This is a genomic window from Paenarthrobacter sp. E2MeOHC11, from assembly GCF_058744955.1.
In genome coordinates, this window is record NZ_CP196673.1 from 1,616,880 (window position 1) to 1,628,018 (window position 11,139).

Below are 11,139 nucleotides of genomic sequence, written 5' to 3' on the forward strand. Positions count from 1 at the left end.
TACGGCTAGCACCCATCCTAGCGATATCCGCCGGGACGCCGTGTTTCGGGTCACTGTGGCACTTAACACTTCCGCCGAGTTGGCACTCTTGCCATCTCGGCGCAGGGCTAAGCGACTGGCTGCTGGAACACGTGCCGGCGGACCCAGGCGTGCATGGCGATCGCTGCGGCCGACGCCGCATTCATGGACCGGGTGGATCCGAACTGCTCAATGGACAGGGTTGCGACGGCGGCTTCGTGCACCTCGGGCGTGAGGCCCGGGCCCTCCTGGCCGAACACCAGGACGCACTTCCTGGGAAGGTCGAAGGTTTCAAGCGGCACGGAATCCGGGAAGATATCGATGCCGATTACAGCAAGCCCCTCCCCCTCGGCCCACTGGACAAAGTCCTCAACGGTGGGGTGGTGGCGGACGTGCTGGTAGCGGTCGGTGACCATGGCCCCGCGACGGTTCCACCGCCGTCGGCCAATGATGTGGACCTCTTTGGCGAGGAACGCGTTGGCGGTCCGCACCACGGTGCCGATGTTGAGGTCGTGCTGCCAGTTCTCGATGGCGATGTGGAATTCGTGGCGCTTGGAATCAAGGTCGGCCACGATCGCCTCGTGTTTCCAGTACCGGTACTGGTCCACCACGTTGCGGCGGTCACCATCCCTCAACAGGTCCGGGTCCCAGTGCTCACCAACCGGCAACTCACCTTCCCAAGGCCCGACGCCGACCTCGGGTTTCGCTTCTGCCTCGCCGTCCGGTGTCGTTTCAGCAGGCGTGGGCAGGGCTGTGGTGGGGGGAAGGTCAGTCACCCCTCAACTTTAGCCCTGCCCTGTTGCCCGTTTTGATCGGGCTTCGGCCAGCGGACCTAGCCCATCTTCCACTTGTTGATGCGGTAGGAGTTGGCCAGCTGTTCGAAGAGCCCGGGGTGGGCATCCCAGTATTCCTTGTGACCGCTGACGCCCAGCATCTGGGGTGTACCCCACGGCGTCACGGAGAACAGGTTGACGGCCTGGATTGCTTCGCCGCGGGCGTTGGTGCAGGTGAAACCAATGACTACTGCGGCGCCACGGCGGAATTCACGGATTTCCGGCATCGAGGTTTTGAAATCGGACGTGCACTTGTGGCCTACCAGGTTCTGGGGAAGTTCGGTGGCCGTCATGCCCTTGTACCGGGCCTCGATGTCCTCGATGGCCTTCTTGACCTCTGCGGGATCCTTGCCGAACTTGCCTTCCTCGGACTCCGCGAAGAACGCGTAGGCGAGCGCGATTCCGTCGCCGTCGGTCTCAACCGTGCCCTGGGCCTTCTTCTGGATCTCCTCACCCGTGGTGGGGTCCTTGGTGATGCCGAACGACTCATCGTGGGTCCATTCGGCAAGGTACTGGAAGGACGATTCGCCGGTGACCCACTTGCTGAACAGGGGGTCGCCGTCGGCCGGAACGTTGGTGGGCCCGGCGAATTCTTCCCATACTGCAGGCAACGGAATGGCGTCAGCGGGCATATCGGTGGACGCCGACGCGTCACCGGAGGGTTCCGGCTCGGCGGACGGCTCAGTGGACGGCTCAGCCGCCGCGTCCGACGCTGCGTCAGAGGATGTCACCGACGGCGTTTCGACAGCCGTGGGCTTGGTCATTGCGGGGATCAGCCATGTGAACGCCACGACCAACGCAATAATCACGACGACGGCGACCCCACCCAGGATGAGGAACAGGGACTTCCTATTGTGGTCGCCCGGGTTCTGGCCGGGTCCGCCGGGTTGTCCGGGTCCGCCGGGTCCGCCGGGCTGTCCGGGTCCGCCGGGCTGTCCTGGGTATCCGGGCTGTCCTGGGTATCCGGGCTGTCCTGGGTATCCGGGCTGGGACGGGTTGCCTGCGCCGGGCGGCGGGAATCCTGGCTGTCCCGGCGGCACAGTGTTGGATGCTGTTGGGAATGCCTGCGTCGGTGGCTGCTGCGCCGGGAACGCTTCAGTCTGGCCCTCAGGCTGGTACGTGGGCTGCGTCTGCCCCGGCTGGTACTGGCCATACTGGCCTTGGCCGGTGTCGTAGCGGGGCTGCGGCACGCCGTCGGGGTTGTAGGGAGGCTGCGGAACTCCGTTGTTGTTGCTCATAGACAGGCCCTTTCAGAGGTAGTGAGTGGGGACCTGCTCCAGCGCGGCGACACAAGAAATCCGCCGTGTCGATCCCCCGACCCACGGTGGTGGCACGCCTGCGCCGCCCCAAGCGTAGTCGAGCATGAGGCTCCAGACGCAAGTCACAGCGGATAATCCGCATGGGCAGAACTACCCACATAAGAGGGATTGCAGGAGGTTAAGGGGGCGGATTGATGAAAGACTGGATGGCAGTGCATGAACAATCCCAGCCGGAGGCAAATATGGCAGAAGAATCCACGCCCCACACATCCACGTCCGTTTACCGGAACGGCCACGAAATCGAATGCTGGCTCACTGACATGGACGGCGTCCTGGTCCATGAAAACCAGGCGATCCCCGGCGCAGCTGAACTCATCCAGCGCTGGGTAGATACCTCCAAGCGCTTCCTGGTGCTGACCAACAACTCCATCTTCACCCCGCGTGACCTTGCCGCCCGCCTCCGTGCGTCCGGCCTGGAAGTCCCTGAAGAGAACATCTGGACCTCCGCACTGGCCACCGCCCAGTTCCTGAAGGACCAGGTCCAATCCTCGGACTCAGGCAACCGCGCCTACACCATCGGCGAGGCCGGCCTTACTACCGCACTGCACGAGGCCGGGTTCATCCTCACTGACACCGATCCCGACTTCGTGGTCCTCGGGGAGACCCGCACCTACTCCTTCGAAGCGATCACCATGGCCGTCCGCCACATCCTGGCCGGTGCACGCTTCATCGCGACCAACCCGGATGCCACCGGTCCTTCCAAGGACGGCCCCATGCCCGCAACCGGCGCCATCGCGGCCATGATCACCAAAGCGACCGGCCGCGAGCCGTACATCGTGGGCAAACCAAACCCCATGATGTTCCGCTCCGCCATGAACCAGATCGATGCCCACTCCGAGACCACGGCTATGATCGGCGACCGAATGGACACGGACATCGTGGCGGGCATGGAAGCTGGCCTGCACACGGTCCTGGTGCTCAGCGGCATCACCCAGCGGGAGGAAATCGTGTCCTTCCCGTTCAGGCCCAATCAGATCCTGAACTCCGTGGCCGACCTCAAGAGCCAAATCTAGAAGGATAGAACCATGGCTGTGCTCAATCTGCGTCCCCTGGCCGGCGGCCGGATTCTCAGGGGGAGCCAGCCCTTCGGTATGGATGCCGCTGCAACGTCCGGCTTCCTGGCGGAGCACGGCATCCAGGCCATCGTGGACCTGCGCAGCGAGCTGGAGCGGTCCTTGGTTCCATGGTTGATTCAAGACGACCGGTTGATTCAGGACGACGGGTTGATTCACGACGGCGGCGCGGTCCCGCCCGCCGTCGAACTCGTCAATAACCCACTGGACCCCAACGCCGTGGCGGGCTCGCTCCAGGCAGTCGAAACGGCCGAGGATCTTGGTGACCTTTATCTGGGCTGGATCCGGATACGGCCTGAGTGGGTTGCTGACGCACTGCGTCCCGTCGCCCGAGGCAAACGCACTTTGGTGCACTGTTCGTTGGGTAAGGACCGGACAGGCGTGGTGTCGGCGATCGGGTTCCTGGCATCCGGCGGGACCGAGGACCAAGTGGTGGCTGACTACGCCGCAACCACAGCCAACCTTCCGGATGTCCTGAAGATCATGGCAGAGACATGGCGTCTCAGCGTCCCGTCAACCCCGGCGGAGTACTTCAGCCCTGACCTCATGATCCTGCAAAGTCCCGAAGCTGCGATGCGGCGTTTTCTGGCCGGTTTCGCGCAGGAGTTCGGCGACGTTCACGGCTTCCTGCGCGAGGCGGGCCTTACCGCCGTCGAGGTTGATTCGCTGCGTGAAGCGCGCTGACCGGAGAAACCTACACCGGGCGGATAACCTTGCCATTCGGCTCCTGGAATGACGGTTCCTCGGGCTCGGGCGGGAGCGGCTGGAGCTCATTCTGGACGCGTTCCAGCAACGGACGGTACACACTCCCGTTCCATTGCGGGCTCGCGTGCGCTGGCCGGGCGCCCTCTGTGCTGAGCGTAGGCATCGCCATGTTGGCGCCGAACACCTTGCTCCACCCGGCGCGCGCAGACTCGTAATTCACGGTGCCGTCTTTGGAGTTGCCCATGAACGCCATCTTGGCGCCACCGATCTTTCCAGCCAGGCGAAGTCCGTCGAAGTGGTAGATGTACGCCGACTCCGTCTGGATCAGCACGCTGGAAGGGGCGATCGGCGAGAGCTGCTCCAGGCTTTGGTCAAGGATCTGCCGCCAGGTGCGCTCGTCCTTGTGGGCCACACGCTCCCCCAGCTCATAGCCGCCGCGGAGGACCGAAGGGATGCGGAAGCCATTCTCGTAAAGGAACACCACACCGTCGAACCAACTCTGGTCCAGCACGTCCGCCCGGCTGAACGGGCTCGAGTCCAAGACGATCAACTGTGTTTCAACGCCGTGCAGCTCCAGCAGCCGGGCGGCCACTTGCGTGGCCAGCATCCCACCGAAACTGTGGCCGTAGAAGTACAGCTTCTCCAACTCCAGTTCACGGACGTGGAGGATGATTGCGCGGACGACCTCGTCCACGTCCAGGCCCAGGTTGGAATATCCGACGGCGGCCAGACGGCCGCGCTGGTGCAGGGCCGGGCGCAGGGTGTTGAGAATCCATTGAGCTTCTTCCCAGCTCGTTTTGTACCCGGGGAAGAGGATCCAGCTGGCCTTGGGAAAGTAAAGGTCCGAGTACGGATCCGGGACGCGGAGGATCTTGGTTGCCCGGCGCTCGGCCTGCACATGCCGGGTAAAGAGCATGTCCCCCGCGAGCGCTGCCGAGGCTCCGGCGGTGATGAGGAAGTTGCGGCGGGACGTCGTCTTGAGCCGGGCAGCGTAAGGCAGGATCCGGGCCCATGCGCCCGGATCCTCTGCCTTCCCAGCTTCTGGAGAAGCCGGCACCGGGAGGTTTTCGTCTACCTCCGGAGGTGCCGGGAGCTTCCCTACTTGAACGTCCACGCAGCAAGCATAGGCTTCGAAAGGCGGTGCCTCACAGCCCCGCAGTTTGTGTACAGCTGATGCCCTTAAGATGCGCCTTTAAGGTCAAGAGCTGTACAAAAACTCCTTAGCTGAGGCCCAGCTCGTCCTTGCCGAAAGCGAAGAGGTACGGCACACCGGTTTCGGCTTCGATCTTCTCTTTCGCGCCGGTGTCGCGGTCTACGATCACGGCGACGGCCACCACGTTGCCACCCGCCTTGCGGACACCTTCGACGGCGGTCAGGGCAGACCCGCCGGTGGTGGACGTGTCCTCCAGGACCACAACGTTGCGGCCTTCAACCGAGGGACCTTCCACCTGGCGGCCCATGCCGTAGGACTTCTGGGCCTTACGGACCACGAAGGCATCCACGGCACGCCCGGCGTCGGCAGCAGCGTGCATCACGGCGGTACCGACGGGGTCGGCACCCATGGTGAGTCCGCCGGCGCACTCAACTGAAACGCCGGCGTCGTCGATCATTGCCAACATGACCTGGCCCACCAGCTTGGAGGCCTCGTGGTGCAAGGTGATGCGGCGAAGGTCGATGTAGTAGTCCGCTTCCTTGCCGCTGGAGAGGATCACCTTGCCGCGGACCACCGCGAGTTCTTTGATGAGTTCAAGAAGGCGGGCGCGGGCAGCAGCAGTGTCAGGCGTGGAAGTCATGGCTCCTAGTTTAGTGGGAACGGAGCTTTGTGAAGGGCAGGGGCCGCCGTGGTGGAGCGGATCACCAAGCGGGGATTGACCATCTGTTCGCCGCTGCCTCCGTCTCCCTCCAGTTGCTGCAGCACCGCTTCCATGCAGCGGCGGCCCAATTCCTCGAAATCCTGCTTGATGGTTGTCAGTGGCGGCATGAAGAACTCTGCCTCAGGCTGATCGTCATAGCCCACCACGCTGATGTCTCCCGGAACCTCGCACCCGGCTTCCTGTACAGCCCGGAGGACACCCACGGCCATCTGGTCGTTGGCGACGAAAACAGCGGTGATGCTGTGGTGTCGGAGGAGTTCCAGGCCGGCGCGGTAGCCGGATGCTGCGTCCCATGTGCCCTGGAGCAGAACCTCCGCTTCAAGTCCTGCACTGCCCAGGGCTTCCTGCCAGCCCTTGATGCGTTCGGCAGCGTCGATCCAGTGTGGCGGTCCCGAAATGTGCGCAATATTCCGGTGCCCCAAAGCGATCAAGTGCTGTACAGCCAGACGGGCTCCCAAACGTTGATCCAGGGAGGCGCCCGTCAGCTGGTTTCCGGCACCCGCTCCCACCGCGACGATCGGCACGGGGACCGAAACGTCGCCCAGGACGGCCAGTACGTCAGGGTGCGGAACCAGGATGACGATGCCGTCCACGGATTGGTTTCGGAAGTGGGCGATGGCGTCGTTGACGCTGTCGCTGGTCACTTCGCGAAGGTTGGCGATGCTGACGAAGTACCCCGCTTCCCTTCCCGCCTGTTCAACACCCAAGAGGGTGTTGGCAGGCCCGAACTGGCCTGTCTCGCAGGCGAGCACCCCAATGGTCCGGGATCGCCGCGTCACCAGGCTGCGGGCTGCCGTGTTACGGCGATAACCAAGAACTGCGATGGCGGATTCCACGCGTTCCTTGGTCTTGCCGCTGACGTTCGGGTGGTGGTTCAGCACACGGGAGACGGTCTGGTGCGAGACACCTGCCATCTTCGCGACGTCGCTCATCACTGGCGGCCGGGCCCCGGGCGTTGCCTGGGGCCCGGCCGCTCCCCCTGATGACATCAGGGATTACTTCGCGTCGACGCCGACGGGTTCAGTCCTGGCAGCCGGTGCGGCCTCAGTTGCAGGCGGCGTGGTCTTCCATTTGAAGCGGCGGCCCATGGAGGACCCTCCACCTGCACCGGTCCGGTTCTTGTTGAAGATGTCGAAGCCGACGGCAAGCAGGAGCACCAGGCCCTTGATGAGCTGCTGATAGTCCGTGCCCAGGCCAAGGATGGACATGCCGTTGTTCAGGACGCCCATGATCAGGCCACCGATCATGGCGCCGGCCACGGTGCCGATACCGCCCTGGACCGCGGCGCCACCGATGAAGGCAGCAGCAATGGAGTCCAGTTCGAAGCCGGTGCCGCCCGCGGGTTGCGCCGAGTTCAGGCGTGCCGTGAACACCAGTCCGGCCAACGCGGCGAGGACGCCCATGTTGACGAACAACCGGAAGGTGACCTTCTTGGTCTTGATGCCGGAGAGCTCGGCTGCGTGGAGGTTGCCACCGATCGCATACGTGTGGCGGCCGAAAACGCTGTTGTTCATCAAGGCCGAGTAAACAATCACCAGGACAGCCAGGACGATCAGGACGATGGGTGTACCGCGGTAGCTGGCCAGGAGGAAGGTGATGATGAGCATCAGGATTGCGATGAACCCGTTCTTGACGGCGAACCAGGCCATGGGCTCATTCTCGAGGTTGAACTTGCGGCGGACCCGGCGTTCCTTCAGGGCCTGGAAGAGGATGGCTGCGGTGCCGCCGACGCCGAGGATGACCGTGAGCCATTCAAGGACGGAGGTGCCCCCGGAAATGTCCGGCAGGAAGCCGCCGCCCAGTGCACGGAGTTCGTTGGGGAACGGGGTGATCTGCTGGTTCTTGAGGGTGATAAGTGTCAGGCCACGGAAGATCAGCATTCCGGCGAGGGTGACGATGAAGGCTGGAATCCCCACATAGGCGATCCAGTAGCCTTGCCATGCTCCCACCAGGGCACCGACCAGGAGGCAGGCCGGGATGGCAATCCACCACGCCCAGCCCCAATGCACGATCATCACGCCGGCTACGGCGCCGATGAAGCCTGCGATGGAACCGACGGAAAGGTCGATGTGCCCGGCGATGATGACCATCACCATGCCTATGGCCAGGATCAGGATGTAGCTGTTCTGGACCACCAGGTTGGTGACGTTCTGCGGCTGCAGCAGGATGCCGTCGGTCAGGACCTGGAAAAGGATGACGATCAGGATCAGGGCGACGAAGATGCCAACCTGGCGGAGGCGGCTTGTGAGGAAGCCAAGGGATTCTCGTAGGGCGGACATGTTCGCTATTCCTTCTCTTTGGTCATGAAGTGCATGAGGGTTTCCTGGGTGGCTTCGGCGATGGGGACCTCGCCGGTGATGTGGCCTGCTGACAGCGTGTAGATCCTGTCGCAGATACCCAGGAGCTCCGGAAGCTCGGAGGAGATCACAATGACGGCCTTCCCGGCAGCTGCGAGCTCCGCGATGATCGTGTAGATCTCGAACTTGGCGCCGACGTCGATCCCGCGGGTTGGTTCGTCCAGGATCAGGACGTCGGGGTCAGAGAACATCCATTTGCTCAGCACTACTTTTTGCTGGTTTCCGCCCGAGAGCTTGCCGGTGATGGCAGCGACGGACGGCGCCTTGATGTTCATGCTTTTGCGGTATTGGTTGGCTACGGTGGTCTCTTTGTTGCCGTCCACCCAGCCGCGCTTGGACAGCTTGTTCAGCGCTGCCATGGAGATGTTCCGCTTGATATCTTCGATCAGGTTCAGGCCGTAGTGCTTCCGGTCTTCGGTGGCATAGGCGATCCCGTGTTCGATGGCGTCGGAGACGGTGGACGTGTTGATCTCCTGGCCGTATTTGTAGACCTTGCCCGAAACGGCGCGGCCGTAGGTCCGGCCGAAGACGCTCATGGCAAGTTCGGTCCGGCCGGCCCCCATGAGCCCGGCCAAGCCCACTACCTCACCCCTGCGGACGTTCAGGCTGGCGTTGTTAACCACTGTCCGCGCGTGGTCCTGCGGATGCTGCACCGTCCAGTCCTCGATCCGGAGGACTTCCTCGCCGATGTTGGGCGTTCGGTCCGGGTAGAGGCTCTCAAGGTCGCGCCCGACCATTCCACGGATGATGCGTTCCTGCGTGATCTGGCCTTGGTCCAGCCGCAGTGTCTCAATGGATTTGCCGTCGCGGATGATGGTGACGGCGTCGGCCACTTTGCGGATCTCGTTGAGTTTGTGACTGATGATGATGCTGGTAACGCCCTGGCCCTTGAGGTGCAGGATGAGGTCCAGCAAATGGTCTGAATCTTCATCGTTCAGCGCTGCGGTGGGTTCGTCCAGGATGAGGAGCTTGACCTCTTTGGACAGGGCCTTGGCGATCTCCACCAGTTGCTGCTTGCCAACGCTGATGTGTTGGATGGGCGTGACCGGGTTTTCGCTGAGCCCCACGCGGGCCAGCAGCTTGGCAGCTTCCAGGTTGGTCTTGCGCCAGTCCACCCAGCCTTTGTTGGCCAGCTCGTTGCCCAGGTAGATGTTCTCGGCAATGGACAGGTACGGGCTGAGGGCCAGTTCCTGGTGGATGATCACGATGCCGCGCTTCTCGCTGTCCGTGATACTTGAAAATTCGCAGGGTTCGTTCTCGAAGAGGATGTCGCCGTCGAAGGTGGTGTTCGCGTAGACGCCGGAGAGCACCTTCATCAGGGTGGACTTGCCGGCGCCGTTCTCACCACAAATGGCGTGGACCTCGCCTCGGTTGACGTCCAGGGTGACGTCCTGGAGGGCTTTAACTCCGGGGAAAGTCTTGGTGATTCCTCGCATTTGAAGAATGGGTACGTTCATCGTCAATTCCCGCTGACTGGTTGGAACTTGGCCGGACCGAGGGCTCGGAGGCTCTAAGGGAGCCTGTGGCCCCACCGCGCCGCGCAGGAATGCACGGGCGCGGCGGGGCCACAGGTGGTGTTACTTGACGTCGGATTCCTTGTAGTAGCCCGAGTCGATGAGTTCCTTCTGGAAGTTGTCCTTGGTGATGATGACGGACTTCAGGAGGAAGGCCGGAACAACCTTGACCTTGTTGTTGTAGGTCTTGGTGTCATTGGTTTCCGGCTCGGTGCCCTTGAGGACAGCGTCCACCATCTTCACGGCCTGCGCGCCGAGCTGGCGGGTGTCCTTGAAGATCGTGGAGTACTGCTCGCCGGCGACGATGGACTTCACGGAGCCCTTTTCTGCGTCCTGGCCCGTGACGACGGGCAGGCTTCCGGTGGAATAGCCACCGGTGCTGGTCAGTGCGGAGATGATGCCGATGGACAGGCCGTCATACGGGGAGAGCACGCCGTCCAGCTTGGTGCCGGAGCTGTAGGCCGAGGTGAGGATGTCTTCCATGCGCTTCTGGGCTACGGGTGCCTGCCAGCGCAGGATTGCAGCCTGCTCAAACTTGGTCTGGCCGCTGGGGACCTTCAAGGTACCCGCATCCATGTACGGCTTGAGGGTGTCCATGGCGCCGGTCCAGAAGAAGTTGGCGTTGTTGTCGTCCGGGCTGCCCGCGAACAGCTCAACGTTGAACGGGCCCTTGCCCTCAACCTTCTTGCCGCTGGCGTCCACCAGGCCCAGGCCGGTCAGCAGCGAGGTGGCCTGCTGGACGCCCACGGTGTAGTTGTCGAACGTGGTGTAGTAGTCAACGTTGGGCGTGCCGTTGATGAGGCGGTCGTAGGCGATGACCTTGACGTTCTGTTCCTTGGCTTTGGCCAGGACATCGGTCAACGTCGTGCCGTCGATGGCGGCGATGATCAGTGCCTTGGCACCCTTGGTCAGCATGTTCTCGATCTGGGAGACCTGCGTGGGGATGTCATCGTTGGCGAACTGGAGGTCTGTTTTGTAGCCGAGGTCCTTCAGGGACTTCTCTACGTTGGCACCGTCAGCGATCCAACGTTCGGATGTCTGGGTGGGCATCGAGATACCTACCAGTGAATCGCTGGGATTCGCAGTGCTGCTGGATTCTGCAGTGCCTCCACGGCTGCCGCAGCCCGTGGCTCCGACAGTCACGGCAAGGACAACCGCTACGGCGCCCAGGAGTTTCTTCAATCTCACGTTGCTCTCCTTCCGCGGCAGCATTGCCGCGAACTCTGATGCAGCCGGAGCATCTGCGCGTCCGGCACGGTAACGCTTTTCCGGGCTTGTGGGCTTGGGGCGGCACATGCCACGTCAAGGTGGTGCGACTGCCATTGTGAACGCTAACAATACTCGCGGTCAAGTGCCGTGGATCACGAAACGGCCGCGATTCAAAAGGTCTCCCAAGGACCTTGACTTGAAACGTTGTTAGCGTTCACAATTGTTCACCGCCGCGCC

The 11,139-nt window shown here is 62.7% G+C and carries 10 protein-coding genes; 2 read left to right on the forward strand and 8 right to left on the reverse strand.

What is annotated here, in order from left to right:
- Positions 1-107: 107 nt before the first annotated feature.
- Together ACSSVG_RS07390 and ACSSVG_RS07395 are read right to left on the reverse strand one after the other, a co-directional pair.
- Positions 108-794, reverse strand: coding sequence for a TrmH family RNA methyltransferase (locus ACSSVG_RS07390; protein ID WP_253466070.1), 687 nt, complete (start codon positions 792-794; stop codon positions 108-110).
- A 56-nt stretch (positions 795-850) separates the two neighbouring features.
- Entirely contained in the window at positions 851-2,089 is a 1,239-nt protein-coding gene (locus ACSSVG_RS07395; protein ID WP_492418166.1) for a hypothetical protein, read from the reverse strand.
- Between the two features lie 263 nt (positions 2,090-2,352).
- Between ACSSVG_RS07395 and ACSSVG_RS07400 the strand changes: the two genes are divergently transcribed.
- Positions 2,353-3,183 (forward strand): HAD-IIA family hydrolase, encoded by an 831-nt coding sequence (locus tag ACSSVG_RS07400; RefSeq protein WP_090826227.1) that lies wholly within the window; start codon positions 2,353-2,355, stop codon positions 3,181-3,183.
- A 12-nt stretch (positions 3,184-3,195) separates the two neighbouring features.
- On the forward strand, positions 3,196-3,927 hold the full coding sequence (locus tag ACSSVG_RS07405) for a tyrosine-protein phosphatase (RefSeq protein ID WP_231343390.1): 732 nt from the start codon (positions 3,196-3,198) through the stop codon (positions 3,925-3,927).
- Between the two features lie 10 nt (positions 3,928-3,937).
- Here ACSSVG_RS07405 and ACSSVG_RS07410 read toward each other — a convergent pair whose 3' ends face one another.
- The 6 genes from ACSSVG_RS07410 to chvE all read right to left on the reverse strand — a co-directional run bounded on the left by ACSSVG_RS07410 (position 3,938) and on the right by chvE (position 10,881).
- Positions 3,938-5,062, reverse strand: coding sequence for a thioesterase domain-containing protein (locus tag ACSSVG_RS07410; RefSeq protein ID WP_231343388.1), 1,125 nt, complete (start codon positions 5,060-5,062; stop codon positions 3,938-3,940).
- 106 nt (positions 5,063-5,168) lie between these two features.
- Positions 5,169-5,741 carry an orotate phosphoribosyltransferase gene (gene pyrE, locus ACSSVG_RS07415; protein ID WP_231343387.1) on the reverse strand — a complete coding sequence of 191 codons (573 nt, stop codon included), beginning with the start codon at positions 5,739-5,741 and terminating at the stop codon, positions 5,169-5,171.
- A 5-nt stretch (positions 5,742-5,746) separates the two neighbouring features.
- Entirely contained in the window at positions 5,747-6,754 is a 1,008-nt protein-coding gene (locus ACSSVG_RS07420) for a LacI family DNA-binding transcriptional regulator (RefSeq protein ID WP_253466058.1), read from the reverse strand.
- Positions 6,755-6,817: 63 nt separating this feature from the next.
- Complete coding sequence (gene mmsB / locus ACSSVG_RS07425) at positions 6,818-8,101, reverse strand: multiple monosaccharide ABC transporter permease (protein ID WP_231342055.1); 1,284 nt, start codon at positions 8,099-8,101, stop codon at positions 6,818-6,820.
- 5 nt (positions 8,102-8,106) lie between these two features.
- On the reverse strand, positions 8,107-9,636 hold the full coding sequence (mmsA, locus tag ACSSVG_RS07430) for a multiple monosaccharide ABC transporter ATP-binding protein (protein ID WP_231342053.1): 1,530 nt from the start codon (positions 9,634-9,636) through the stop codon (positions 8,107-8,109).
- 120 nt (positions 9,637-9,756) lie between these two features.
- Positions 9,757-10,881: a multiple monosaccharide ABC transporter substrate-binding protein gene (chvE, locus tag ACSSVG_RS07435; protein WP_374110772.1), complete on the reverse strand. Its 1,125-nt coding sequence runs from the start codon at positions 10,879-10,881 to the stop codon at positions 9,757-9,759.
- Positions 10,882-11,139 lie beyond the last annotated feature (258 nt).

What these genes read in the sequence shown, in the direction of transcription:
- mmsB (WP_231342055.1), bottom strand. Translation starts at nt 8,101, where the DNA reads ATGTCCGCCCTACGAGAATCCCTTGGCTTCCTCACAAGCCGCCTCCGC.
- pyrE (WP_231343387.1), bottom strand. Translation starts at nt 5,741, where the DNA reads ATGACTTCCACGCCTGACACTGCTGCTGCCCGCGCCCGCCTTCTTGAA.
- ACSSVG_RS07400 (WP_090826227.1), top strand. Translation starts at nt 2,353, where the DNA reads ATGGCAGAAGAATCCACGCCCCACACATCCACGTCCGTTTACCGGAAC.
- mmsA (WP_231342053.1), bottom strand. Translation starts at nt 9,636, where the DNA reads ATGAACGTACCCATTCTTCAAATGCGAGGAATCACCAAGACTTTCCCC.
- ACSSVG_RS07395 (WP_492418166.1), bottom strand. Translation starts at nt 2,089, where the DNA reads ATGAGCAACAACAACGGAGTTCCGCAGCCTCCCTACAACCCCGACGGC.
- ACSSVG_RS07420 (WP_253466058.1), bottom strand. Translation starts at nt 6,754, where the DNA reads ATGAGCGACGTCGCGAAGATGGCAGGTGTCTCGCACCAGACCGTCTCC.
- ACSSVG_RS07405 (WP_231343390.1), top strand. Translation starts at nt 3,196, where the DNA reads ATGGCTGTGCTCAATCTGCGTCCCCTGGCCGGCGGCCGGATTCTCAGG.